Here is a 26,853-nt window from a genome sequence, read left to right on the forward strand (position 1 = left end):
AAAAAAGGGTTACTTTAGGTAGTTTTTTTTCATCGCAGGAAGCGCATCACTAGCAAGGCCCCCCCGTGAAATAGCTTGTTGCATTAGTTGCATACCCATCGCTGTATGATGAAATATTTTTTTATAAGAGCGACACAGGTAGTTATGGCGATGTTTTTCGCCTTCAATAGCAATAATGCGATGTTTAGGGCAGCCACCATAACATAAGCTTTGCACTTCACACTGTTTGCAAAGACTCGTTTGTTTATCATATTTATTTTGACCAAAACGCTGTTGCTGTTTTGAAGTGGCTAAATGAGCAAGACTATTTTGATGAATATTGCCTAAATTATTGGCGGGATAAACATAGTGATCGCAAGAATAAACATCACCATTGGCTTCAATGATCAATGCCTGACCACAGGTTTTAGATTGAATACATGTTGATGCAGGATATCCCATCCATGTACCTAATAAACTATCAAATAAGCGAATATATATTTTCCCGATATCGCCTTGTCGTATCCATTCATCAAATACTTCAGCCATAAATTGTCCATAGCCTTCAGCAGGAACAGAAAATGGCGCTAATTGAGCATTGGGACCCGGAGCATAATGTCCCCCATGAGTATGAGGAAAGCGTCTATCGACTTCGACGATAGGAATAAATTGAAAGAAGGTTGAACCTAACTCTTTTAAGGCTTGATAAGTCTCTTTTCCTTTATTCCAGTTTTGGTCATTAACGACAGTGAGTGTGTTAAATTCAACGCCATATTCATTGAGTAGCTTAATTGCACGCTTGACGCGTTCAAAGGTCGGGCTACCATTGACTGAAATACGATATTTATCGTGAACAGCTTCAATACCATCAATTGAAACGCCTAATAGAAAGTGGTTATCAGCAAAAAATTGCGCCCATTGGCGATTAATGGCGATTGCATTGGTTTGTACACTATTTGTAATTGTCTTGCCGTTAGCAAATTGCTTTTGGTATTTAACGACTTGCTCAAAGAAGGCTAATCCTGCAAGCGTAGGCTCGCCACCTTGCCAAGAAAAATCAACCTGATCTCCACCATGTGACTGAATATAGTCTTTAATATAACGACGAAGTACACCATCGGGCATCACTGTATGGCCCGTTGCTTTTGTCTCATCTTGAAAAATATTCTCTTTTTCCAGATAAAAGCAGTATTCACACTTAATATTACAGTGGTAGCTTGTAGGTTTTGCCATCATATGAAAATAAGCAGGTTGATTTAATGCCATTAGTTATTTCCTGAGTTTCTTTTTTATCCTGTTACATTACGTAAAATTTATCAAAACAAAAGAGATTAAAATCACAAATACGACATAACGAAAGTAAATGAAAGTTTTCTGCGAAAGGTAAATCCCATTTTTTTCGATAAAAATACTTTCGATTTGATACTATTTCATATTCTATTGACGATTTGAGCTATTTATTTTGATTTGTTTTTCGAAAATAAATGAATGTTGTGATGTTTTAATCTGCATTTTGTGAAATAAAGCGAAATTAAATCTATATTATTGTGTTTTATCTAGCCATATATGGTGTAATCATAACTATAGCGTTGCGTTATATCATTTTATTTATTGGAAACTGGTGGCCTCAAGGCTATTATTGAAGCTACACGAAAATAATCGTAAGTAATCGACGATGATTCGAAACTTTGTGAAAGAGATCAAAAGTTTTGTTTTTTTGCATTGTCGGTAAAAATTGGCGTAGTAAACTACATTCGAAACCAATCGAAAGAAAGTCTTTTGGTTTCGTAAGGAGACGAAAGTGAAAGCGGCAGTTGAGAGGCGTATGGAAATCCTCGACATGGTAAACCAACAAGGTAAAGCCAGAGTCGAAGATCTCGCTGAATTATTTAAAGTCTCAAGTGTCACTATCCGCAGCGATCTAAGTTTTCTTGAGAAAAATGGCTATATCGTTCGCTCTCATGGTGCAGCAATTCCTAATACAGGATTTATTGCCGAAATGAGTATCCACGAAAAACGTGGGCAAAACGCGGGCATTAAGACATTAATCGGGAAAGCTGCCGCAACGCTGATAAAGGATGGGGACACCGTCATTCTTGACTCGGGGACAACTACTCGCGAAATCGCGACACATTTAAAGTCGCGCGAAAATGTAGTGGTCATGACTAACGGTCTGGATGTCGCAATGGAGTTAGCAAATACCTCAGGTGTGGAAGTATTAATGACCGGTGGTGTATTGCGAAAAAGTGCGTTGTCTTTTTCAGGCTCACAAGCTGAAAATAGTCTTAGAAATTACCGTTTTGATAAGGTTTTTTTAGGCGTTGACGGATTCGATTTACGTGTTGGTATCACTACACACAATGAACAGGAAGCCAGTCTTAACCGTTTAATGTGTGATATCTCAGAAACGATTATTGCGGTTGCAGATTCTACGAAATTCAGTAAACGCAGCTGTCATATGATCAGAGAATTTGGTGATATTGATATACTGGTGACCGATTCAGGCATTCCTGAAGAATATATTCAGGAACTGAAAGAACACAAAATCGAAGTGATTATCGTTGACAATAAGGCATCGTAATTTGCTAACTCCATTAGCAACACCGCCGGTGTTGATTATGGAGTTAGTATTTAATGCATCCTTTAGAAAAGATTGTTCAGCAACATAAATCAGGCAAACAGAATGGTATTTATTCTGTTTGTTCTGCTCATCCTTTAGTAATAGAAGCATCTCTATTACAAGCGCTGGATAATGATTCCTTTCTGCTAATTGAAGCCACCTCTAATCAGGTTGATCAGTTTGGTGGTTATACGGGTATGACTCCCGCTGACTTTCACCAATATGTTATTGAACAGGCGGAAAAGGTAGGTTTCCCTATCGAGAAGCTTATTCTTGGCGGCGATCATTTAGGACCTAATCGCTGGCAACATCTTAACGCTGAAGAAGCGATGGCAAATGCAGATGTGTTGATCGCACATTATGTTGCCGCAGGTTTTAAGAAAATCCATCTTGATTGCAGTATGTCTTGTGCTGATGATCCAATTCCTTTAACAGATGAAATTGTGGCATCTCGTGCCGCTCGCCTCGCTGTGATTGCAGAAAATACGGCAAAAGAGACATTTGGTACAAGCGATATTGTTTATGTTGTTGGTACAGAAGTGCCCGTTCCGGGCGGTGCTGCCGAAGAACTTGATACCGTTGAAGTGACTTCACCAGACGCTGCACGTAAAACCTTAGAATGTCATCGTCACGCTTTTCAAAATGCAGGTGTGGGTGATTGTTGGGAACGTGTTATTGGTTTGGTTGTTCAACCCGGAGTTGAATTTGATCATACGGGTATCATTGATTATCAACAAGAAAAAGCTCAAGCATTAAGCCAAGTGGTAAATGACTATTCTCATCTTGTTTTCGAAGCTCATTCTACGGATTATCAAACTAAAGAAGCTTATAAACAGCTAGTTCAAGATCATTTTGCCATTTTAAAAGTTGGGCCTGCATTAACCTTTGCAATGCGTGAAGGCTTATACGCACTTTGCTCTATTGAAGAAACATTATTCCCTCAAGAACAGTGCTCTAAATTACGTGAAAAAATGGAGCAATTGATGTGTCGTGAGCCAGGTTTTTGGCAAAAATACTATCATGGTGATGAGTGTCAACAAGCCTTTGCTCGAGTATATAGTTTTAGTGATCGTATTCGCTATTACTGGCCTGATGCTGAAATTAATGCCGCCATCGACACACTAATGGATAATTTATCCGTTAAACCTATTCCATTGCCGTTACTGAGCCAATATCTGCCTTATCAATTTACCCAATTTAGAGAAGGCATGATTGACGGATCGCCTGAATCTTTTGTTATTGCGAAAATTCGTGATGTGTTATCGGTTTATGCCGATGCGTGCTATGTCCATTAATTGAGGGAAACCATGGAATATTTAAGTTATCAGACCGCTCAATTGGAGCAACTGAATGCATTTTGGACTGCAAAAGAAATTGAGCAACAACCAGAATGTTGGAAGAAAACATGGCAGTCAGTAAAAGAAAAACGTGCTGATATTGAAGCTTTTTTAAATAAAGCGCTCGCAGTACCTCATGCGCGAATTATTTTAACAGGTGCGGGTACATCTGCGTTTGCTGGTAAAGCATTAGCGCCTATTTTAAGTGGTCACACAAAACGTCGAGTAGATGCGATTGCAACAACGGATTTGGTGGCTGATCCACAAGAATATTTAGCGGAAGACATTCCTACGTTATTAATTTCTTTTGCTCGCTCGGGGAATAGCCCTGAAAGTGTAGCTGCGCTAGATGTTGCAACTGAGTGTCTATCACAATGTTATCACCTCGTATTGACTTGTAACCCTAATGGCAAGCTTTATGAGTATTGCCAAAATAACAGCAGCGCATTGGCATTATTGATGCCAGAAGAATCCAATGATCGTTCTTTAGCGATGACCTCCAGTTTTTCATCCATGATGATGGCTGCTGTGACTATCTTTTTAGGTGATAACGTCTTTAGTGACTCCATCGCGCCATTCTTTAGTAATTATAAAGCGCAGTTTGATAAAGCGAATCAAATTATTAGGGATAAATATGCCGGTAAGTTTAAACGGGTTATTTATCTAGGAAGTGGTGGTTTACAAGGGTTAGCGCAAGAAGCCTCATTAAAAATGTTAGAGCTTACTGCGGGTAAAGTGGTTGCTAATTTTGATACCCCATTAGGTTTTCGACATGGCCCTAAGTCTATCGTAAATAAAGAAACTTTAGTGGTGATGTTTTTCTCTAATGATGCTTATACACGTCAATATGAGACGGACTTATTACGAGAAGTTATTCACGATAATGCAGCAGGTAAAGTGATCGCGATCACCGCACGAAATGATAATGCTTTCTCAAAAGAGAGTTTTGTTTATATTCCTGCGTTAGAGAACTGTTCCGATGTGGCGCTATTGTTCCCTTACTTGATGTTGGCGCAATCATTCGCATTTCACAGTTCGATTGCACTAGGGAATACGCCTGATAACCCGTCTCCGACAGGAGAAATCAACCGTGTTGTACAAGGCGTCACAATTTATCCGTTCTCCTACAAAAAAGACGACACACACAGTCTGCTTTAAATTAATAAAATATAATAAGAGAGCTAGTTATGAACACACCAAATATTGTCTGGACCCGCATTGATGAACGATTACTCCACGGTCAAATTCGTATTACGTGGGGTAAACATACAGAAGCAAACTTAATTTTAGTCGCTAATGATGATGCAGCTGATGGCCCTAATGCGGCATTTATGCAGGCTGGAATGAAAGCATCAGCTGGTGGTGAATATGCGGTTCGTTTCTTCTCTATTCAAAAAACCATTGATGTTATTAGTAAAGCATCTCCTCGTCAGAAAATTTTTGTTTTGTGTAATAACCCGAAAGATGTTGCCCGTTTAGTGGAAGGTGGCGTGCCTATTACTCACTGTAATGTTGGCAATATGCATTTTCATGAAGGGAAACGCCAAATTGCGAAAACGGTATCGGTCAATGATGCTGATATTGAGGCATTTAAAAGCCTTGTCGCAAACGGTGTGACTTGCACAGTTCAAAACACTCCCGATCAGACACCCGTTGATGTATTAACGCTCGCATCAGCCTGATAATTTCCTGAACAAAAAACCTGCATTAGCAGGTTTGAGGATTATTTATGATTTTTGAAGCTTCTTTAGTGGCTTTATGGGCCTTCTTTTGCGGTATAGACAAGTATGACGTTGCATTAAATATTCACAGACCATTAATTACAGGACCTGTTGTTGGTCTGATTATGGGTGATATGCAGGTCGGATTGATTGCAGGTGCAACATTAGAACTTGCTTGGTTAGGACTTGTACCTAATGCCGGTGCTCAGCCACCAGATGTCACATTAGGCACCATTGCTGCTGTTGCTTTTGCCGTAATGACAAAACAGTCTCCTGAAGTTGCGATGGGTATCGGCATGCCAATTGCTGTGTTGATGCAAATGTTAGTGATTGGCTTCTTTGCAGTAACCGCATTCACCATGGGCAAAGCAGATCGATATGCAGAACGAGCGGATGCAGCAGGGATTTCACGGCTACTGATTATTACGATTACGGTGCGTTCATTACTCTATGCTTTGGTTGCTTTTGTGACGGTTTATTTCGGTGAACATGCGGCTCAATGGATTGATGAAAATACACCAAAAGTCTTACTCGAAGGCTTAGGTATTGGCGCGAAAATGGTTCCTGCAATTGGTTTCGCCATGTTGCTAAAAATCATGTGGTCAAAAGAAGTTGCAGGTGTGTTCTTTATTGGCTTTGTGATGACGACTTATCTAAAACTTCCAATTATGGCGGTCGCTATTTTAGGCGCGTCAGCCGCAGCACTTTACTTCTTCTTTAGTGGTAATAACAAAAATTCAAGTCAGCAGAATGAGGATTTCGAAGATGGTATCTGATAACAGCACCGCATTGAAAACGCAGGATAAACCAGAAACGGGTTCTTTGATTGATGGCATTGATGAATACCAAGATACCACTGTCAGAAAAGTTATCACTAAGGGCGATCTCTGGAAGTGTGCGTTCCGTGGCTTGTTTATGGAAGGTAACTTCAACTTTGAACGTATGCAAGGTGGTGGATTTGCATTCTCAATTATTCCTGCATTGAAAAAAATCCACGGAAATAATAAGCGTGACTATGCAACATCATTAAAAAACCATCTGCAGTTTTTTAATGCCAGTCCAAAGCTGTTTACCTTCCTATTAGGAACAGCTGTTGCAATGGAAGAGAACAAAGAGAAACCATCAACAGTTAACGTGATGAAGGTTGCAGGGATGGGGCCAACAGGGGGCATTGGTGATGCAATTGACCACATGACCTTGATGCCACTGACATTAGCATTAGGTGCTTCTATTGCAATGGAAGGATCAATTGCAGGGCCTTTTGTTTTCTTCTTTTTATACCAAATTGTGCACTTTTTAGTGTATTTCGGGCTGATGTTTATGGGCTATCGCGCTGGCACGGCGGCAATGGTCAATATGAGCGATGCCACTGAAAAACTGGCTAAAGCCGCCAACATTATGGGGATCTTTGTCATAGGTGCGCTTAGTGCAACCTTTATCAAGGTACAAACCACCGCCTCGCTGGAGCTGGGAGGGAAGGTGGTTGAATTGCAAACCGCGCTCTTTGACAAAATCATGCCGAATTTACTGCCTCTGTGCTTAGTTTTCTTGATGTATAAAATGGTGAAAAGCACGGGTTTTTGGGGTAAGCCACCGGTGTTGATTTTCTCAACCTTAGCCTTTGGCGTTGTCGGTCACGTATTAGGATTCTTATAACAGAACGCTTTTATCGCCGTTGTTATTGTCAATCGAAATACATTATTAACTTGCTATAAACGGGCAGGAGAGCTTTCTGCTGCTCGCAAGGAGCCACTCATGATAGGTCTTATTGTTTCAGGACATCTTAATTTTGCCTCAGGCATGGCATCAGCCGTAAAAGCGATTGCTGGAGAGCAGGAAGATATCGCGTTTATTGACTTTGTTGAGTCAATTTCCCCTGATGAATTAGAAGAAAAAATGCGTGAAGCGATTGACTCAATGTCATGTCAGCAATATCTCTTTTTAACGGATTTACCTGGTGGAACCCCTTGTAATCGTGCAATGGCAATTATGATGCAAAATCCTGCTGTTGAAGTGTTAGCAGGTGTGAATCTACCGATGATTGTTAATGCAGCTTTTGAACGAGAAGGGTGTTCAGCGTCAGAATTAGTGCAAACGTTACGCGAAATAGGTCAAGAAAGTATTCAAGATATTCGTGAGCAATTGGCTCAAATAGACAGCAATGATCTTGAAGAAGAAGACGGCTTATGAGTCAGCGATATGCCATTTTGGCAGATAGAACCTTTACACCAGAAGGTATTCGCTATCTCAGTTATGTCTGTGTTAAAGGTGAAAATATTGAGTCTATCACCACGCAAGCACCAACAGATTGCCCCATTATTCGCCTAAAAGGGAAATCGTTACTCCCGGGTTTTGTGGATATTCATATTCATGGTCGTGAAGGTGCGGATGTCATGGATGCGACTCAGCAAGGGTTACAAACCATTGCCGATGCTTTAGTGAAAACAGGTGTGGTTGCATGGGTTGGTACAACAGTAACAGCACCTATGGATGATATTCGTCAAGCATTATCACAAGTACGTGAGTTTTTATCAAAGCCACAAACGTCAGGTGCGTTATTACTCGGCAGCTTTTTAGAAGGACCTTATTTTACTGAGCGCCATAGAGGTTCGCATCCGGTGAAATATCTAAAAGCACCGACAATATCAGAGCTAGAAACACTGCTTGAAAGTGCGGGCGATACATTATTGCGTGTCGCTGTTGCGCCAGAAGCACAAGGTTCGATAGAAGCGATTGATTGGTTGGTCAATCGAGGTATTAAACCTAGTGTGGCACATACAGCGGCAACTTATGAACAAACGTCAGATGCATTTTTACGAGGTGCTGATTGTGGCGTGCACTTGTATAACGGTATGACGGGACTTCATCATCGCGAGCCGGGATGTTGTGGTGCTGTGTTGTATCACAATGTATTGGCAGAGTTGATTGCCGATGGCATTCATGTTCATCCCGTTATGATGCAATTAGCGTATCGGATGAAAGGCTACCAACAACTCGCTTTAATTACAGATTGCATGCGAGCAGGGGGATTACCTGATGGTGACTACACGCTGGGTGCTCAAACCGTCAGCGTAACCAATGGTCAAGCAAAAACAGCCGATGGCTCTTTGGCTGGGAGTACTTGTAGCTTAGATAGTGCATTAAGAAATATGGTGCAACTAGCGCATGTCCCTGAGTGGGAAGCGGTACAAATGGCAAGTGCGATCCCAGCAGAGTATCTCGGTATCGGCGATAAATTGGGTTATATCAAAGCGGGACGGCAAGCCAGCTTTGCTGTGGTGGATGAGTGTTTTCATCTCACCGATACATTCATCAGAGGAAATCATATTTACTCTGTATCCGGGGAAAATGCATAGCTTTTCAGTTATGCACCCTATCAGTAAAAATGAGGTATTTATAATGGAAATTCGTCAGCCAATTCATAGTGAACATGCTAAAAGGCTTGATACAGAAGGACTTCGTAAGGAGTTCCTGATTGAAAACCTATTCTGTGAAGGGGAAATGAATCTCACTTATAGCCATATAGATCGCATTATTGTTGGCGGTATTGTTCCTACAACACAGCCTTTAGCGCTAATGGCAGGTAAAGCATTAGGCGTTGATTTCTTTTTAGAAAGACGCGAATTAGGTGCCATCAATATTGGCGGTGCTGGCAAAGTGATTGTTGATGGTGAAGTGTTTGATATTGGTGCTCGTGAAGCGATTTATATCGGAATGGGCGCTAAAAGTGTTGAATTTACTAGCGACTGTGTAGAAACACCTGCGCGTTTTTATATGAATTGTGCACCCGCTCATCATACTTACCCAACGCGTAAAATAACACAACAACAAGCATCACCAGAAAAAATTGGTAATGCAGAAAACTGTAACGTTCGTACTATTTATAAATTCTTACATCCATCAGTTCTGCCAACGTGCCAATTATCCATGGGAATGACAGTTCTTGAGCCGGGCAGCTTATGGAATACCATGCCTTGCCATACCCATGAGCGTCGTATGGAAGTGTATCTCTATTTTGATATGAAAGATGACAATGTGGTTTTCCATTATATGGGAGAACCAACTGAAACACGTCACTTAGTGGTACGTAATGAGCAAGCGGTTATTAGCCCTAGCTGGTCAATTCACTCCGGTGTGGGATCTGCATCTTATACCTTTATTTGGGGGATGGTGGGTGAAAATCAGGTGTTCCACGATATGGATCACGTCGCAATGAAAGATCTGAAATAACGACCCATAGTCATATTTCTCTTATCCTACAAATAATAAAAGGTGTGGCAGTGATTGCCACACCCAAGAGGTTTCGTCATGAATTTATTTGATTTAAGTGGCAAAGTTGCCATTGTTACAGGTTGTAATACAGGTTTAGGTCAAGGTATGGCAATCGGTTTAGCGCAAGCTGGTGCTGATATTGTTGGTGTGGGAATTCAAGATGCACCAGAAACACGTCAGCAAGTAGAAGCGTTGGGTCGACGTTTTCACTACATTACTCAAAATTTAATGGAACAAGATGGACTAGAAAGTTTAGTCGATGAAGCGGTTTCCGTTATGGGGCGTATTGATATTCTGGTGAATAATGCGGGTATTATTCGTCGTGAAGATTTGTTGGAATTTAGTGAAAAAGATTGGGATGATGTGATTGATATTAACCAAAAAACACTGTTCTTCTTATCACAAAAAGTCGCTCGCCAATTTGTGAAACAAGGGGATGGTGGCAAAATAATCAATATCGCTTCAATGCTCTCTTATCAAGGTGGTATTCGCGTACCGTCTTACACTGCCAGTAAATCTGCAGTAATGGGATTAACTCGTGCGTTAGCGACGGAGTTATCTCAATACAACATTAACGTAAATGCGATTGCACCAGGCTATATGGCAACAGATAACACGGCGGCATTACGTGCCGATGAAGCACGTAATGCGGCTATCTTAGAACGTATTCCTGCTGGGCGTTGGGGAACACCAGAAGATGTTGCAGGTCCTGCAATTTTCTTGGCCTCTAAAGCCAGTGATTATGTTAATGGATACACAATTGCAGTAGATGGTGGTTGGTTAGCTCGTTAATTTCATGGAGAAATAGGATGGAACACGCTAATACAGAGGCTTTGCAAAGAGATACCGTATTGCAAAATATGAAACGAGTTTATCGTTATCAGTCGGCTAATCAAGTTCGCTGTGTTCGCCGTCGTAGTGGTAAAACACGTTTTATTAAAGACACAGATTGGGAACGCGGTGTTTTATGGACCTGCGTGAGTGCGGCATGGCAAGCAACACAAGACGAAGAGTATCTTAATGGTGTATTAAATTACACGTTGCATACAGGGTTTAGAACTGGGCCAAATGCACGTTTTGCGGATGACCATGTTTGTGTACAAGCTTACCTTTCAGTAAGCCCGCTTTTTGAACAATCTGAAATTCTTGAACCAACCGTTAAAGCATTCGAGATTATGCTTAATGATCCTAAGCCGGGTCGTGAAGATTGGTGGTGGTGTGATGCACTTTTTATGGCACCTCCAGGTTTTGCTGCATTGGCTGAAATTGCCGGCGAGCGACGTTATTTGGATTATATGCATACGGCTTATTGGGATGCGATTGAGCATTTACGTGATCCTGAAACTGGGTTGATTTACCGCGATCACCGTTATATTCCTGATGGTCAAGGAAATGAAATGCGTGAGGCTAACGGTGAGAAAGTATTTTGGAGTCGTGGTATTGGATGGGTTTTAGCTTCCGTTCCTCGTATTCTTCAATATATGCCTGATGATTATCATGGGCGTGAACGTTATATTGCGTTGTTTAAAGAATTAGCGACATCCATCCTAGATTATCAACATGCAGATGGTTTTTGGCGAACCAGTTTGTTAGATCCTGATAATTTTCCTGCACCTGAAAGTTCAGCAACGGCGCTTTTTTGTTATGGACTTGCATGGGGAATTAATCAGGGAGTATTAGAGAAAGAAATTTATTTCCCTGCATTAAATAAAGCATGGTCAGCATTACAAACCTGTATTCATGACAATGGCATGATAGGTTGGGTTCAACTTCCTGCATTTAACCCTCGTGAAGTGAAGTTTGAACATAATATGGATTATGGTGCTGGTGCTTATTTATTAGCAGGGAGTGAAGTGTTAAAACTTTTGTGAAATAGCGAGATCCTTGATATTGACGCTTTGTTGTTTTTATTGTGCCTTACATGCCTTCCGCGCAATATTTTCCTAATTAGGATGCCGACCAAAATAGGGGTCGGCTTTTTTATGCTTATTTAATAAAATAAGAGGTAACAATAACCTGTTACCTCTTATTGTAAATTAGGGTGCTTAGATTAAACCGTAATAACTTAATTCGAAAATTGCGGGGGATTTCTCCCCCACAAGGTTAGTGTTTATTATTGATAAACTTAACCTGAACATTTATATATTCACTATTAATCGTGAAATTCTCAATTGGATTGTTATAGAATAAAGTTATCAATAATATGGTGATATTTACACTAATAACAATCATACTAATAAGAGAATATTTGTTCATCTTCTTGACAGTTCCTCTATAAGGAGGCAGAATCAAGTTGTCACGTTTGAGGCGGCCTCGGTTAATGTTAAATAACATAATCGGGGCTTTTCTCTTTCTGGGTCTTAAAAAATGCTTGAACCAGATTGATCCAAGCACCCGCGCAGAGAATAGCAAAATATTTATTTGAGACAACACATTTATTATCAATAATAAATTATTCGATTTGTTTTCGTTATTTAAAATAAATAATTGATTCGCTAACGGGTGTAATTAATAAAATAAGAGGTAACAGCAATCTGTTACCTCTTATTGTAAATTAGGGTGCTTAGAGTAAAACACAATAATTGAAAAAGGAAACTGTGGGGGAATGCTCCCCCACAAGATTAATATCAAATAAAAAATATATTAACCTGAATCATTAAATATCCATTATTTGGTATGAATAAACAAAAAGTGTATTCTCTAATAATACGTTACTTGATATTATCATCGTGGCGATCATTAGCCCGATTAAAGAATATTTTTTCATTTCCTCTTGCGCTCCGATAAAAATGGAGGCAGAATCAAATTGTTGGGTTTGAGTCCGCCTCGGTTAATGTTAAATAACATAATCGGGGCTTTTCTCTTTCTGGTGCTTGCAAAATGCTTGAACCAGATTGATCCAAGCACCCGCGCAGAGAATAACAAAATAATCATTGGGCACAACACATTTATTATCAATAATAAATTGTTCGATTTGTTTTCGTTATTTAAAATAAATAATTGATTCGCTAATATAATAAACCCCTCGGTATTTTTATATCGAAGGGTTTTAATTGAAATATTAAATTATTTACTTAACTAAACTAATTACAATAGGTGTTGCTTGTATTGTCGTAGTCGTAATAAGCGTATTATCATTCTGATGTTTAATAATAACACCTGATTGAGATGTTGCTAATTTCCACACTCCTTTTACGGTAACTGTGCTACTTATTGGTTTAGAGTCGGCCGTTAGCCATTGACGAGAATAAACACTGACTTCAACTTGATTTCCATTATTATCAATTTGTTCAGCTTCAATGCCTTGATATAAATTTAAATCAGGATTAACAATACTCAATGTTAACTGTTGGTTTTGTGCTTTAGCCATCACCATAGTAGGTGCATCACTCGATAATAATATTGCTTGAGGTGATTTTAATTGTGTCGCTTCAAAAAAAGCATACCCTTCTTCTTGGGTGATTTTATCTTTTACCGCATGCAATTGATTATTATGTTGCAATATCGTGTACTCAGGTGCTTTATTATCTTGTGATTCAATCGCTATCGCATACTCATAACTTGCATCTCTAGGTGCGTTACCATGAGAGATTACCGCTGTTGCAAATAGTTGTTCTGTTGGTTTTGAATTTCTATCATCAAGTGAATGCTGTTTTTGATAACTAAATTCTACGGTTTGTCCTTTAGTGAGCTTGTATAAATTACCAGCCGGATCAATTAAAGTATCTGCATTATTTAAAGTTAATTGAGTGCCTAATTGATTAACCTCTTTGCCATTAATCATTACGGATTGTAATTTAGGGACCGCGTATTGGAATAGTGTTGTTTCTGTCGTATGTCGTTTATCATTATTTTCAATACCAGAACCTAATGCAATCACTCTATTATCAAATAAGAAATAGGATTTATGGGCTCTTAAGCTTTGTTGTTGGTATTTACTGTGTCCATGTAATTTCATGGCAAACATACTGTTATTATTAAGTGTATTGGCTCCCGAATAGCTTTCTGTTGAAAGCAACATTTCTTCAATACCCGCAGCAGGTAATTGATTAAGTTTTGCCTCAAGTTCGTTATATGGAAGATGGATTGTGGTTGTTCCTGGGTACCGATTCCAATCCCATCCAGCATGACTAAATCCGGATTGAGCTAAATCAGCTGGAATGATTTCCAATTGGCCATACTGTAAATAGCGGCCATAACGATTGTTATTTTCATAACTTTCATTACCCACAAGATAACGACTAAAACCACGAGCAATCGCAAGCCAACTTTGTTGTGGTAACTGAGTTGATGTTCTGCGCTGTATCGCCATCGAAGCATAGTTCATCGTCCATGCACCCGTGGGTTCATTTTCAGCTTTAATACCTTCAAAACTGTCTTTGTTATCTAATTTTGCATAGGCCGCAGCCAATGTGCTATCTAATTTTTGTTTACCATCCGGTGTGCCAGCTAATGCCATCCATTTAAATGGTGCTATCCCTATTTTATGTAATCCAGTGGGATGACGACCACTTAATACCACAGGAATTTGAGTCTCTTTGGTGTAGATACGCATTTTTAACAAAACATCTTTTAAACGCTCATGTGCTGAAGTCGATAAGCGAAAAGGGGAATCACTCAATGCATAAACACTTGGTGCTAAACCACCAAATGCGTCTTTAGCGTAAGCAGGATAATGTTGCGAATGATGAAAAATAGAGCCATCAGGTTTGAAACCACCGGCAACACCTTTTGAACTTAGTATGGTTTTATTAAGCCAGTTTTGTAGTTGGGCTAAGGCTTGTTGACGTTGTTGATAATCTGGCAACATCAGTAAGCTTTTTATCATCCACTGTAATTGCGTGTTGAGAATATCAACGTTTGCATCAACGATTTCATTGTCTTTTTCAAAAATTCGACCTGTGGCGTTGTACCACATCATTGCTTGTTGAGTAGGTGCTAAAAGGTTATTTTTTGCAAGTATATGACGACCAATAAACCATGCGTCAAAAAGCTCTCTGGTTTGATATCCAACATGAGTAATAATTTGATAACCACTACCTCGTGTAAAACCTTGCTCAAGGACGTAACGAGTTCCTAATAAATAGAGATCTTCTAATTTTTTTCTATCGACTGCTGATAAGGAATTACTACGTAAGTAAATAGCAGTTTGGAGAAGTGTTTTACCCACATCTCTTAGCATATTGGTATCAAGTAATGCTTTTTTCGTCTCGTCACTAAATACACCTTCAACTTTCATAAAGTGTTGTCGGTTAGGGTGATCGAGAGCTTTTCCTGTTATTGATCCATCCGTATGTTGTGTTAATTCTAGTTTTTCCCATAGAGCTAAATTTTTATCTAGCATGTCTGAAGTGATTTTTTTATCACTGTTAATTCCTTGATAATACTCAAAGCGCTGATAAATTGATGCCATTTCAGCTTGATCATCGTGAAACTCAGTATCGAAATTTAGAGTTGGGTAATGAGCTTTAAACATCTGATCGTACATCAGTAAAGCACTCCAGTTTTTACTGACCATCGTATTTACGGCATTATTGACGTACGGTACTTGATAGTCAGGAACTGCCCAACGATTATCTAAAGGTACACTCATAATAATTTGGTCAAAAAAGAGCGTTCCTGCCTGATCTGGGGCTGTTATCACTAATTGATCCAACTGACCTTTTGCCGAGCCTTGCATATCACGAAAAGGCACCGCAATACCTCGCCATCCCGTAAAGTTAAGCTGAGTATCAAAACTTAATGCAATTTTATTATTTTGCTTAAATTGCAATGTTAATGGGGAGGCTTGAGGTTTTTCATTATAAATCCACATCATAAAAGTGAGTGGTATAGCTGTGTTTTTATCGTCTTGGTAATTAACTATATTATTTAACGTTAATGTTGATTGTGGTTGATATTGCCACTTGAGCGATTGTTCTCCATCTTTAGCATGCTGTTTACTTAGTGATAATTGATCATTATTTGAAATGGTGAGGGTACTGGGTATTTCATTTTCAAAGAGATAAATATCACCGAAAGTTTCATGAGAAAGAGAAGGTAATGCTTGTGCGGGTAATGATAAACATAAGCTTAATGCCATTGCGTGGGCTAAAGGATTTTTTATTAGCATAATCAGATTTCCTACAAATAAAAAAGGAACGCAAGTGCGTTCCTTTTAATGAGATCAAGAGAGAGGGGTAAGTTTGATTTCTTGTGGAATACCAAAGTAGCTGGTAAACGTGAGTTCAGTGTTATCACCTGAAACGTGATATTTTACTTTGCTATTTTTATCAGTAGGTTGCCATTTCCCGTTGACGATGACATTGATAGTAACGGCAGTTGCCGCTTTTTGGCGTGTCATATTTAAATCAGGGGTTACAGCACTAATAGTCAGTGTATTTCCTTCCTGATGTGTCATAACAATGGCGGGTTTATCGACTTTTTTGATCCATTTATCGTCAATTGAAGCGGATTGATAAAAGGCATATCCCGTCACATTGCTGAGTTTATCGTAAATAACATGAATATCTTTATCTTTACGAAGAACCTGATATAGCCCATTACCATTACGGAATTTTTCTGCCATTTCTCCCATTTTTTCAGGAGTTGCATCTAAAAAGACCATATACTCATAACTAGAATCTTTAGGTTGAACGCTGTGATCAATCCACGCTGAACTAAAGTTTCCTTCTGTAGGTTGGCGATTTTTATTTTCAGCCGAAGTCTGGTGTTGACGACTGACATTCACTTTTTCAGCTTGAGTAATTAAATAACCATTACCGTTGCTATCGATTATCCAATCACCTTGTTTTAGCGTTGTTTTGTAAGGGAAACTCTCTATCTTTTGTCCATTAATCCAAATAGTATTTAATAATGGAGTTATGGCATGTTGAAATAAGGTGGTTTCCACATTTTTATTTTTATCACTACTGTTTATATTGCTACCGACAAAAATTAAGTGATTATTAGCGGCTAATACCGTTTTTTTCGCCGTAAAGTTAGGATCAAAACGCTCAAGATTGGCAGGATAAAGAAGATCGAATGCCATCATGCCATATTTACCACCAAGGGCAGATGTTCCACTAAATCCACGTTCTCCACGTTGCATTAACGTATGAGGTTTAGGGCTGTCTAACTCTTTAAGAGGAAGATGAATAGTGGTTGCTCCTGGCATTCTATTCCAATCCCAACCTTCTTGTTGATAGCCTTGTGAAAGCTGTGAGCCATTACTGACTATTTGGGCTACACCATGGCTTTGATAACGACCATAGCGGTTATCTTTGTTATAAATTTCAGATGACCAAACATTGGTGTTATAAGCTTTCAGTGTCACCATTTTATCCTGCCAGCGATGGATACCAAAAGCACCACCATTAAAGGCATAGAAGCCTTGAGGTAAAGCTGCGGGCGCAATAGTCTCGCCAAAAATAGCACTCGACTCATTTTGAGTTTTATCACTAATCGCAAGATAAATAGAAGCGAGCTTTTTATCAGGAGATGATTTTGCCGACATTGCAAGCCAGTAGTAGCCTTGAGCGACGGATTTTAACGACGGCGAGTTAAAAGGATGCCGCCCAGCAAGAGGTAATCCGACTTCAGGATTACTATAAATCCATGCTGATACCATTGCTTTTTTCAGGTTATTCCAACCGCTTTCACCCACTGCAAATGGTGTACCGCGTAGTAAATAAATAAGCTGAGAGGCATTTTTAAAGGCAGGGAAAGAGTAACCTGGATAGTTACCTTCATGTCGCCACGCTGTACCATCAGGACGTAAGCCATCTTTACCACCTGGTGGTACTTGCGTTAATGCACCAGTAATGTAATGACTGAAAGTATTAACTAAGTTGATGCGCTTTTGATCATCAGGCTCTAGTAGTAATAAGGCTAAGTGTTGACGAGATAAGGTGTTGAAATAGTCTAAATCTGAACTATCTGCTCCTACTTTCATATCAAAACTACTTTTAAACTCTCGTGAATACCACAGTAATGAATCATAAACTTGAGTTTGTAGATTTGCTTCTTTTAAGGCCTCAGACATTAATAGTGTAGAAATATACCACCAACGAGAACTGTATCCCCAGTGATGGGTTGTGACTAATGCACTCCCTTTAACAAAGCCTTGGTCTAATAAGTGCTTTGTCATTAATAAGTACATCTGTTTTAACTGGGCTTTTTGTGCCGGATCTTTTTCAAGAACATAAGCACGGCTGATATTAAACATTAATGTTGTGTAGTTACCAAGAATGACATAATTATCAAAAAGTGGCTTATCTTGAGAATTAAGGTTTTCTTGCTGATAAATAATAGTTTGTTTATCTGTGATCAGATGTCGCCCTTGTATTCCTCCATCCGCTAAAACGCGAATATTAAGTGCATCAAAATCACTTTTTAATTTACTAATATTTTCTTCTAGTGCGAGATTTGTCTCTTTTTCACCGCCAACAAATTCGTTAATTAGGCGCTGGCGAATAAGATCAATCGCAGCTAAATTTTCGGGCGTTACTGGTAACTGAGGTTGTACGTTATGAAATTGGATCTCAGGCTCTGATAAACGTGTTTTCACTTGATAATCAGACCATTGATAGCGCGCATCATCGATAGAAAACATGATGCGATCGATATAGATTTCACCTTGCCCCACACTAGCAGGGGCTTGAAAGCGAATGCTATCAACATTTGCACCCAAAGCACGACCGATGCTATCTTGAGAGCCTTCTGACGAGGTATTCATGGCATTTAAGGTCATCTCTCGATTTTCAAGATCGTTATTTAAAGAGATCCCAACAGCACGCCAGCCAGTGAAATTCAATTTTACTTTAAATCCTGCTTGCGCTTCACTGGTTGAATTGAGTTTCTCCCCTAAGTCGATAGTGAGATAGCCATCAATGGGTTTTTCGTTATAAAGCCAAAATGATAAAACAGGGGTAGATGCGCGTCCCCATGCTTTAGACGCTTCTTTATCTGTCGGTACAATCAGCTTTTTATGCAAAATAAAGCTACTTCCACCTTTCCATTTCCACAAAAGAGATTGGTTTCCCATAATGCTACGTTTATCAGATAACGTCAGTGTCGAGTTTTTATCTGTTGTGAAATCAGCTAACGGGTTATTTTGGGCAAAATGATATATTTCAGACTGCATCAGATTATTAGGATCAAATGCAGGATTGTTTGTTGCAGCCATTGCATTATAAGGGGCTGATAATAGCCCCAATGTTATAGCAAGTGCAGTAAAGCGAAATATCGGCATTATTTTTCTCCTTAGAAACGTTGGCTAACGGTGAAGCCAATGCGTCCTTCATTGAATTTGTCATAACGCTGATATCCCATTGTTGTACCTAAATTCAACGACTGGGTAATATCGAGATTTGCCCCTACTTCAGCACTAATAATGTCACCACCAACACGATTTCCTTTAATATCAAAGGTACTTCCCCCTGTATTAAAATAGGTAAGGCTATGGCGTTGATTAATATTATTGTCACCAGCAATATCTTTAAAGTAACGCAGATTAAGGGATGGTGTTAATTTGCCATAAGAAGTTTGATAGCTATTCCATAAAGCAACTGAACCACCTAATTGATTAACAGCATAGCGTTGGCCATAAGTACGCATAGATAATGCAGAGCCTGTTTCTTCCCAAGAATCAATATTGAGCCATTGATATTGGTAAGTCAGCATCGGTTTAATATGGATGAAATCAAAATCAAAATAGGTTCCCGCATTAATCTGATAGCCTAATTGCACACCAGAGTAATCACCTTTTGCTTTGGTATTTCCTTGCCATCCGGTATTGCCACCGATATCACGCTCGCTATCGACAGTGTAATAACCAATATTTAAATTACCGTTTAGGAATAATGTGTCACTATACCAACCGGTGTAAGGCATAAATTCAAAATGGTTAATTTCTTTGCTTGCGTTACGTTGTTTCGCATCAGCTTTGGCGTAGTTATAAGCAAAAGAAACACCGATAAGAGCATCTTGATTAATTTCGTAATCAGTACCGATTTGAATACCTGTACGGTAAGTGTTGTAACCGTTAATGCCACCTTGATTACTTTGTGTGCCGTAACCGTATAGCATATTCGCCCAACTATTCCAGCCAGCTTCTCTTTCTTCTACAGGTAATTGATTATCATAGCGTAAAAAACGGTGAGAGATATTATTTCGCATATCTTCAACCATCATTAAACCGGCTTGAATATCACTGCCATCAGCGATAGGGGCTAAATCATTCGATAACGCAGCAATATTATTATCGTCATTTCCAGCCGCGACTAATAGACTCAGTGCTTCATCTGAAACTTGGCTACGTGTATTATTGAATTCATTTAAAACAGTTGGAATAACAAAATTAGCTGCTGCTAATCCATTTTCATTGACACCACCACGTTCAGCTGCACTAATAAAATTATTGCCACCTTCATAGCTAATACCATAACGTGCAACTAACTGGTTGCCACTAACACCACCACTAATATTAGGTGGCGTAGTTTCTAGCCATGAATCAGTTTTTTCTAATAAAGGGGAAACATCAGGTGCAATAGCATTGGCGTCAGTAACCGTAATTCCAGCTTCATCTTTAATTGCTGAATTGGAAGAAATTAAAATAATATCTTTATTTATAATGTTATTGACACTAGTGCCTTTAAAATCCAATTTGGCTTGACTACCTTTTTTAAAGGTGACATCCCCGTCAACATGAAGAATAGTTTCATCAGTATTGGTATTATCATCAAGGCGGAAAATTAGCTGGCTATTTTCCTTATTCATGAAATTACCTTCCCAGAGGATCGTTTTGTCTTTTCCTTGGATAGTTAAATTGCCATGGTTTTCAATTAATGGAACACCTGTAATTTTATACCCATCAAATAAGGCATTTTGAGCACCGCCTTGATAAGCAAAATTTATTTTAGTATCAGCATGCCCATTGCCTAGAATATCACCGTGGATCTCTCCATTTACATCACTTCTAAAGCCTGTTTTCAGTGTTCTAAAATCAATAGCTGCCGTTTTTCCACGAATAATGGCACCGTCTCTTACATAAACGCCAGTACCTCGTTTAGGGAAATCACCTTCAACTAATATGGCTGTGCCATTTTCACTGGTTACGTTAGCACCATTTAGGTTGATATTACTGCTAAATGAAGCCCCTTGGTTTATCTTGATAGCACTTGCGCCATCACCCGTTACAGTAATATTTTTTGTAATTGCTTGAGCTTTGTATTCTGTTGATGAGCCATTAAATACAACGCCATCACCTTGAGAAACAGTGATATCTTTATTTATTTGAGCGGTATTACCGTCATTAACATTAACCGTTTCACAGATATTTAAAGTGGGATCACATTCTGTCGCCCATGCTGAACCATAAATAGCTGATAAAATAGCAGCGCTCAAAAATAACAATTTTTTATTTTTCACAATATAACTCCATGAACAATTATATGATTTTAATTATTAGAATGTTGCTCGGAATGAAACTTTGAAATAATCCTGAGTTGATTTACTGCCATCATTTTTATTTTCAACTCGTTCATTATAATACTCCGTCATGACTCGCCATTGAGGTGATATTTGATAAGCCATTTGTAGGGTATAACGTGTCATATCTTTTTCGATATAAACGCCTTTATTTGTTCTGTCTTCTATTTTTCCGAAAATAGATTTACGCATTGATGGAGAAACAATTAATCCTATTGGTGTCGTCCAATTTACATACATACGTAATTGTTGATTATGGTTTGTTTCTTTTGTGTCGTATTCTTCATGTCGTATTGCTTGCTTACCACCATCAAAATAAGCAACGGTTGTATTAATATTAGGAGTGACAAAATAACGTAGACCGGGCTCGATTTCCCAACCTAAGTAATCCGTGTTTGTAACGCCATTACTACGTTTGTCTTCTTTCTTTTGTAAGCCAAATAAAACGCTACCTGTTAAAAACCAATCTTTATTAATTGGAAATTGGTAATTGGTTTTTGATTCATAAAAATCAATAGTTAATCGGTTGCCATTATCATAGTTAGTGAGATCTTGACGCACTTTTAAACCTGGTTGGATCCAACCATTATTTAGTTTAAAACGATAACTACCCTGTAAATCATAACGCTGATAACGGTTCTTATTGTCATGCTCACGTTGACGAAAACCAACATCGAAATACCAGTTAGACTTATCTGGATTAATATTAAAATCTACACGATAACCCGCATAGTTATTTGGTGTATCGTAATCTGCCGTTTCCCAAGAAAACATGGCGTTGACATTAGCTGCCTGAGAATGAAAAGAAGTTAAACCTAAGCCAAGAAGAGGTAAGAAAAGAGCAATACGAAGTTTGTTCATGGTATATATCCAATTCTTTATTCGCTTTTATTTGTGTCAATTTTTAGGTGTAGGACATCTTTCCTTTTTTTTATAAAAGGATTTTTTATATCAGCGAATTGGGTTTATATATAGCGCCATAAAATTATGGCGCAGATATTTTTATTATTTTTCTTTACATGTCGATATTGTTTTATTTAATTTATTGGTTGTTGCCGTAATAAATTCAGTGGCGCGCCAAGAATCTCCTGTTTTTTCCAACCAAGGGGTTAATTCTTCTTTAATTAATTTCTCAATTAAAGGCATATTATCTTTGGCAATATTTTTCATTTGATATGGATCGTTTACATTATCATATAAAGTATATTTTAATGGCTGTCCATCTTGTCTATCTATAACCAAAGTATGAGTTTTGGTCCTTACGCCTCGTTTACCAAATGAAGGTTCACCATAAGGAATAAAGAGATAAAGCTGAGAGTTTGCTGTATCGCCTTTGCCAGTGACTACTCTATCTGCAAGATCAGTACCTTCTACTGAATCAGGGATCCATTCTGATAAACCAAGTAGCCCTAAGATAGTTGGGTAAATATCAGGTGCTGACATTAATGCATCATCAGTGCCTGGTTTAATTTTACCTGGTAAACGGAACATCATAGGAACACGCATGGATTCTTCATAAGGATTATTTTTTGTTGCTTGTCCATTTGCCCCTAAGCAACTGCCATGATCAGAGAAGAAAACAACAAGAGTATTATCTGCAAGACCTTGTTTTTCTAATTCATCTACGATGCGACCAAATTGCTCATCAACACCATTGACCATTGCCATGTATTCTTTGAAATATTGAGGTCCATAGCCTTCTTGATATTCAGTATCCCACTGTACATTAGGGCGTGTATTTAGCTCTTTTGAAGTTTTACCTTGATAAGCATCGAGGTATTTTTTCGGAACTTGATCATAAGGTGAATGAGGAGGATTCATTGAAACCACTAATGCAAATGGTTTTGAATTATCTCTAAATTGATTGTTTTCATTTTTGAGGAACTTGATTGCCATATCTGCTTCATGTTCAGGTCCCCATTGATCAATGTAAATTGGTTTATCACGAGGGGTATCGTTTGCCCAATACATTGGTTTTAAATGTAAATCATAAGTGCCATAAGAATACCAAAAATCAAAACCATGGCGTCTATCTGGTGCTGCCCATTCATTCCAATAACGACCTTCCATTGGATTGTTGTAACTTTCAATAAACGGTTCGTAAGGTGCATCAAGGTGCCATTTACCGATATAGCCTGTGCTGTAATCGAGAGATTTTAAAACATCCGACCAACATTTTGCATAAGGCGATAAATCAATACCCACTTTGCCACCGTAGTCATGTGCATTTCCTGTAATACCGTTACGAACAGGGTATTGACCTGTCATAAACATGCCACGAAATGGAGAACAAAGAGGGTAGTTTGAAGCCATCTGCGTCATTACTTTGGCTTGCTTCGCAAATTTATTCAAATTAGGTGTAATTGAAGGATCTTCCCCCATAAACTGTAATGCATGAGCACGCATTTCATCTGGGAAAACAATTAATAGGTTAGGGGCATTATCTGGACGCGATCGCGTATTAGAAGTTGAGCTCCCTGAATTAGCAATAACAGGGGTAGAAACAGTCATTGCTGCACCGCTGGCTGCGAGTCCTTTGATAAAAGTTCTGCGGGAAACAGTCATTGCTTCCTCCTATTTTACGTTTACTTTCGAATTGGTGTCTTTTATCTTATTTATACTTTTGTATAAGATCAAAAAGTAAGTTAACGAAAGATCAAGAATTGAAAGGGAGATCACATAATGGTGTCAAATTGTAAGCAATTTGACAGCTAAAATAGGAGTTGAAATATTGTTAAGAATAGACTAACTTTTTATTGTTTCATGTATCATATTGATTTATATGCTAATTATTTATTTTGTGATGACGATAGCAAAAATACCTAAAAGACGCCATTTTCAGCCAAAAAGTTGGATAATAGAAAGTGTAAGTATTTTTCTTTCGTTTGTTTTCATTGTCCTTTAATGATCCACCAAGATGTACCTTGAAACTCAAAATTTTTAACAATCTCCATACCTAATTTTTGATGTGCTTTTAGTGACCTAATATTTTCGCTATTAACAAATGCGATAGGATGCCCGCCATGTAAAGAACAGATATGTTGGTAGAGATCTTTTAAGAGTGATTTTCCTCGGTGCGATTTATCAATACAAACAGGGCCGTAAAACCAATTGTTTTGTGTTATTTCTGGAAAATGTTGGTGAATAGCTTGAGCAATTGGCGGGATCGAAAAAGAGGTAACAGGAAAGCTAAAAACAATAGCAACAATATTTTCTTGGTAAAGTGCAACAATGGCGTTAGTGCTGTTTTGATACATCGTTTCAACTTTATTTAGAGGGTATTCACCATATAATCCACCTTGTTGAGATTCGGAATTTGCCTGTAATAGTAGCGCTACTGCATTAATATCTTTAGCAGTCATTTTTTGAAATATATAATTCATTTTTTATTCCTTTTGACTCTAGCTTATAATCCTAGTATATAAAAAATAATGTATATTACAAAAATATGTTATAAATACTAAAGTTAAATTTATCAATTAAATTTTTTTTATAAAAAGCAGTAATATTACTTAAATTATTACTGCTTTGGTTATAAAAATTATTTTTTAATAATCTGATTCTAGAAAAGAAAATTGTTTACCAACCATAAGCTAATCCACCGCCAATAATAACTTCTTTTTCACTATTAATGGATGAGTTTAATCGAAATGCAATATCGTTATTTGGTTTATATTGCACGCCTCCAGCAAATGCTGTGCCTGTTCGATAATTACTAATACCAATTCCGCCACTTAAGGTGTGATGAGTAAGATAAGGAATGCTCGTCATTGCAACTGATGAAGCAATGCCGGCAAATACTTTTTTTTCTAACGCGATAATTTCTTTGTCTAAATTAGCAATTGAATCTGTGATTTCAGCCTGTCTTTTTTTGTAATACTTATCAAAATCATTAACATGGGTTTTGATATTACTAATATCTGCGCTGACCGTTCTCTTTAGCTGATTAATAGTATTATTTGTTGCTATTCTATTTTTATCCACCAGTTTTTTGGCTTGAGCAAAGTTAACGGCATCAGTATTATTTTTTCCTTCACTAATATTAATTAATCGAGAAGTATGTTGATTTTCAAAATTACCAAATGATACCGTATTTTCTTCCGTTGCTAACGAATTAGTACCAATAGCAACTGAGTGTGTGTTTTTAGCTTGGCTATTTGTTCCTATTGCGATTGAACCATTACCAGAGGCATTACTTTGGTCGCCTAATGAAATACTAGGAATATTTATGATTATTGGATCTTCTCTATTTTCTTTTATTGAATTTACGTTTGAATAGGAGAAATTTGGAAATAAGAAAACAATTAAAAATAATTTTTTAAATAACATTTAATTTAATCCTTTAATGATCTTTGGTGGTATAAATTAATGCTAAATGATTGCTTTTCTCATCACAAATAAAACATTCTGTATTTATTCTTAAAAATAGTTTTAAATAAAATACTAAGCTATTTAATATATGGTTAATGGTTATATTTCATTAAATATTATTTTTAAAAATATTTATTTTATAAAAACTGCATCTTAATTAAGATGCAGTTCAGGATGAAAAATATTAATGTTTTTTTCTAAAAGCAAAAGCGACAGAAATTGCTTGTAGCAAACACATTGTTGAAGTTTGAGAACGAAAGGTTTTTATTTGAGCTTCTTTAACCGTTAAACAAACATCGCTTAAACTTGCTAATGGGCTAATTGGACTATCAGTAACAATAATTTGTTTGGCTTCTTTGTAAGTCGCCATTTCACACATTTTTTGCATTTCATCTGAATATGGATGGAAGTGAATACCAAAGAGCACATCACGATGTGTAATATTTCTTAATTGCTCTTTGTACATCCCACCTAGGTTGTTGACAAAAACAACCTCACAAGGGATATGCGAGAGAGCATGAAAAAAATAACTTGCAGCACTGAATGAGTGATGAAAGCCACAAATATAAATTGTGTCAGCGTTTTCGAGCAATTGTAATGTTTTATTTAACATTTCTCTGTGAGTCTGATTTGCCAATTGTTGCAATGAATGGCTATTTGCTTGTGCAAATTCTTGCAAAATATAGGCTGGCTCATTCAGATTAGGAGGCTCCTCTTTATATTTTTGTTTATAAGTTAAATTTTCATTTTCATTTGCCATTTCATTCATCAAGTGATTTTGAAATAATTGTTTCATTTCATTAAAGCCATTGAAATGAAATGCGTTGGCAAAACGAATTAATGTCGATGGAGGAACATTTGCTTTATCTGCAAGGATCGCAATTGTATCAAATGCCACACTGTTTTTATTATCAAGTAGATAATGTGCAACCTGCTGTAGCCTTTTACTTAATCCATTATAGCGGGAGCGAACTTGTTCCTGTAGTTCATTCAGATTTGTTGCAGTAGACATAGTGCCCTCAATAAAAATACTATTGTAATTGTAGTGTTTTTTGCGTGGTATTTGAATGTTTTTAGCTAATAG

Annotated in this window: 20 protein-coding genes; 11 read left to right on the top strand and 9 right to left on the bottom strand. The window is 37.9% G+C overall.

Annotation, left to right across the window (positions count from 1 at the left end; all coding sequences use genetic code 11):
• Positions 1–9: 9 nt before the first annotated feature.
• A complete protein-coding gene (locus B6258_RS07605; protein ID WP_099074747.1) occupies positions 10–1,245 on the bottom strand; it encodes an anaerobic sulfatase maturase in 1,236 nt (411 codons plus the stop codon).
• A gap of 535 nt (positions 1,246–1,780) precedes the next feature.
• Here B6258_RS07605 and agaR point away from each other — a divergent pair.
• The 11 genes from agaR (at position 1,781) to B6258_RS07660 (ending at position 11,800) form a co-directional block, all read left to right on the top strand.
• Entirely contained in the window at positions 1,781–2,560 is a 780-nt protein-coding gene (gene agaR / locus B6258_RS07610) for a transcriptional repressor AgaR (RefSeq protein WP_099074748.1), read from the top strand.
• A gap of 53 nt (positions 2,561–2,613) precedes the next feature.
• Complete coding sequence (gene kbaZ, locus B6258_RS07615) at positions 2,614–3,894, top strand: tagatose-bisphosphate aldolase subunit KbaZ (RefSeq protein WP_099074749.1); 1,281 nt, start codon at positions 2,614–2,616, stop codon at positions 3,892–3,894.
• Positions 3,895–3,906: 12 nt separating this feature from the next.
• Complete coding sequence (locus tag B6258_RS07620) at positions 3,907–5,094, top strand: SIS domain-containing protein (protein WP_099074750.1); 1,188 nt, start codon at positions 3,907–3,909, stop codon at positions 5,092–5,094.
• A 29-nt stretch (positions 5,095–5,123) separates the two neighbouring features.
• Positions 5,124–5,618, top strand: coding sequence for a PTS N-acetylgalactosamine transporter subunit IIB (gene agaV, locus B6258_RS07625; protein ID WP_099074751.1), 495 nt, complete (start codon positions 5,124–5,126; stop codon positions 5,616–5,618).
• 47 nt (positions 5,619–5,665) lie between these two features.
• Positions 5,666–6,433: a PTS N-acetylgalactosamine transporter subunit IIC gene (gene agaW / locus B6258_RS07630; RefSeq protein WP_099074752.1), complete on the top strand. Its 768-nt coding sequence runs from the start codon at positions 5,666–5,668 to the stop codon at positions 6,431–6,433.
• Positions 6,423–7,313 (top strand): PTS system mannose/fructose/sorbose family transporter subunit IID, encoded by an 891-nt coding sequence (locus B6258_RS07635; protein ID WP_023581442.1) that lies wholly within the window; start codon positions 6,423–6,425, stop codon positions 7,311–7,313. Before agaW ends, B6258_RS07635 begins: the two co-directional genes overlap by 11 nt.
• Positions 7,314–7,412: 99 nt before the next feature.
• Complete coding sequence (gene agaF, locus B6258_RS07640; RefSeq protein ID WP_099074753.1) at positions 7,413–7,847, top strand: PTS galactosamine/N-acetylgalactosamine transporter subunit IIA; 435 nt, start codon at positions 7,413–7,415, stop codon at positions 7,845–7,847.
• Positions 7,844–9,013 carry an N-acetylglucosamine-6-phosphate deacetylase gene (nagA, locus tag B6258_RS07645; protein ID WP_099074754.1) on the top strand — a complete coding sequence of 390 codons (1,170 nt, stop codon included), beginning with the start codon at positions 7,844–7,846 and terminating at the stop codon, positions 9,011–9,013. Before agaF ends, nagA begins: the two co-directional genes overlap by 4 nt.
• Positions 9,014–9,056: 43 nt before the next feature.
• Positions 9,057–9,887: a 5-dehydro-4-deoxy-D-glucuronate isomerase gene (kduI, locus tag B6258_RS07650; RefSeq protein WP_023581445.1), complete on the top strand. Its 831-nt coding sequence runs from the start codon at positions 9,057–9,059 to the stop codon at positions 9,885–9,887.
• A 78-nt stretch (positions 9,888–9,965) separates the two neighbouring features.
• Complete coding sequence (gene kduD / locus B6258_RS07655) at positions 9,966–10,721, top strand: 2-dehydro-3-deoxy-D-gluconate 5-dehydrogenase KduD (RefSeq protein ID WP_099074755.1); 756 nt, start codon at positions 9,966–9,968, stop codon at positions 10,719–10,721.
• Positions 10,722–10,738: 17 nt separating this feature from the next.
• Positions 10,739–11,800 carry a glycoside hydrolase family 88/105 protein gene (locus tag B6258_RS07660; protein WP_099074756.1) on the top strand — a complete coding sequence of 354 codons (1,062 nt, stop codon included), beginning with the start codon at positions 10,739–10,741 and terminating at the stop codon, positions 11,798–11,800.
• A gap of 1,199 nt (positions 11,801–12,999) precedes the next feature.
• Here the strand turns inward: B6258_RS07660 and B6258_RS07665 are convergent.
• The 8 genes from B6258_RS07665 to B6258_RS07700 form a co-directional block, all read right to left on the bottom strand.
• Entirely contained in the window at positions 13,000–16,041 is a 3,042-nt protein-coding gene (locus B6258_RS07665) for a chondroitinase family polysaccharide lyase (RefSeq protein WP_099074757.1), read from the bottom strand.
• Between the two features lie 54 nt (positions 16,042–16,095).
• Positions 16,096–19,161 carry a chondroitinase family polysaccharide lyase gene (locus B6258_RS07670; RefSeq protein ID WP_099074758.1) on the bottom strand — a complete coding sequence of 1,022 codons (3,066 nt, stop codon included), beginning with the start codon at positions 19,159–19,161 and terminating at the stop codon, positions 16,096–16,098.
• Between the two features lie 11 nt (positions 19,162–19,172).
• Positions 19,173–21,338, bottom strand: coding sequence for an autotransporter family protein (locus B6258_RS07675; RefSeq protein ID WP_099074759.1), 2,166 nt, complete (start codon positions 21,336–21,338; stop codon positions 19,173–19,175).
• A gap of 36 nt (positions 21,339–21,374) precedes the next feature.
• A complete protein-coding gene (locus B6258_RS07680) occupies positions 21,375–22,259 on the bottom strand; it encodes an OmpG porin family protein (protein WP_099074760.1) in 885 nt (294 codons plus the stop codon).
• Between the two features lie 144 nt (positions 22,260–22,403).
• On the bottom strand, positions 22,404–23,963 hold the full coding sequence (locus tag B6258_RS07685; RefSeq protein ID WP_099074761.1) for a sulfatase-like hydrolase/transferase: 1,560 nt from the start codon (positions 23,961–23,963) through the stop codon (positions 22,404–22,406).
• A gap of 326 nt (positions 23,964–24,289) precedes the next feature.
• Positions 24,290–24,781, bottom strand: coding sequence for a GNAT family N-acetyltransferase (locus tag B6258_RS07690; RefSeq protein ID WP_099074762.1), 492 nt, complete (start codon positions 24,779–24,781; stop codon positions 24,290–24,292).
• A gap of 196 nt (positions 24,782–24,977) precedes the next feature.
• Complete coding sequence (locus tag B6258_RS07695) at positions 24,978–25,727, bottom strand: YadA-like family protein (RefSeq protein WP_099074763.1); 750 nt, start codon at positions 25,725–25,727, stop codon at positions 24,978–24,980.
• Between the two features lie 226 nt (positions 25,728–25,953).
• Positions 25,954–26,781: a MurR/RpiR family transcriptional regulator gene (locus tag B6258_RS07700; RefSeq protein WP_099074764.1), complete on the bottom strand. Its 828-nt coding sequence runs from the start codon at positions 26,779–26,781 to the stop codon at positions 25,954–25,956.
• Positions 26,782–26,853: the final 72 nt, after the last annotated feature.

The organism is Proteus alimentorum (assembly GCF_002607735.1).
GTDB lineage: Bacteria > Pseudomonadota > Gammaproteobacteria > Enterobacterales > Enterobacteriaceae > Proteus > Proteus alimentorum.

Coding starts and splice junctions, on each gene's coding strand:
- agaF (WP_099074753.1), top strand. CDS start 7,413: ATGATAGGTCTTATTGTTTCAGGACATCTTAATTTTGCCTCAGGCATG.
- agaV (WP_099074751.1), top strand. CDS start 5,124: ATGAACACACCAAATATTGTCTGGACCCGCATTGATGAACGATTACTC.
- B6258_RS07680 (WP_099074760.1), bottom strand. CDS start 22,259: ATGAACAAACTTCGTATTGCTCTTTTCTTACCTCTTCTTGGCTTAGGT.
- B6258_RS07685 (WP_099074761.1), bottom strand. CDS start 23,963: ATGACTGTTTCCCGCAGAACTTTTATCAAAGGACTCGCAGCCAGCGGT.
- B6258_RS07660 (WP_099074756.1), top strand. CDS start 10,739: ATGGAACACGCTAATACAGAGGCTTTGCAAAGAGATACCGTATTGCAA.
- kduD (WP_099074755.1), top strand. CDS start 9,966: ATGAATTTATTTGATTTAAGTGGCAAAGTTGCCATTGTTACAGGTTGT.
- kduI (WP_023581445.1), top strand. CDS start 9,057: ATGGAAATTCGTCAGCCAATTCATAGTGAACATGCTAAAAGGCTTGAT.
- B6258_RS07695 (WP_099074763.1), bottom strand. CDS start 25,727: ATGTTATTTAAAAAATTATTTTTAATTGTTTTCTTATTTCCAAATTTC.
- B6258_RS07635 (WP_023581442.1), top strand. CDS start 6,423: ATGGTATCTGATAACAGCACCGCATTGAAAACGCAGGATAAACCAGAA.
- agaW (WP_099074752.1), top strand. CDS start 5,666: ATGATTTTTGAAGCTTCTTTAGTGGCTTTATGGGCCTTCTTTTGCGGT.
- B6258_RS07620 (WP_099074750.1), top strand. CDS start 3,907: ATGGAATATTTAAGTTATCAGACCGCTCAATTGGAGCAACTGAATGCA.
- kbaZ (WP_099074749.1), top strand. CDS start 2,614: ATGCATCCTTTAGAAAAGATTGTTCAGCAACATAAATCAGGCAAACAG.
- B6258_RS07665 (WP_099074757.1), bottom strand. CDS start 16,041: ATGCTAATAAAAAATCCTTTAGCCCACGCAATGGCATTAAGCTTATGT.
- B6258_RS07605 (WP_099074747.1), bottom strand. CDS start 1,245: ATGGCATTAAATCAACCTGCTTATTTTCATATGATGGCAAAACCTACA.
- B6258_RS07670 (WP_099074758.1), bottom strand. CDS start 19,161: ATGCCGATATTTCGCTTTACTGCACTTGCTATAACATTGGGGCTATTA.
- nagA (WP_099074754.1), top strand. CDS start 7,844: ATGAGTCAGCGATATGCCATTTTGGCAGATAGAACCTTTACACCAGAA.
- B6258_RS07690 (WP_099074762.1), bottom strand. CDS start 24,781: ATGAATTATATATTTCAAAAAATGACTGCTAAAGATATTAATGCAGTA.
- B6258_RS07700 (WP_099074764.1), bottom strand. CDS start 26,781: ATGTCTACTGCAACAAATCTGAATGAACTACAGGAACAAGTTCGCTCC.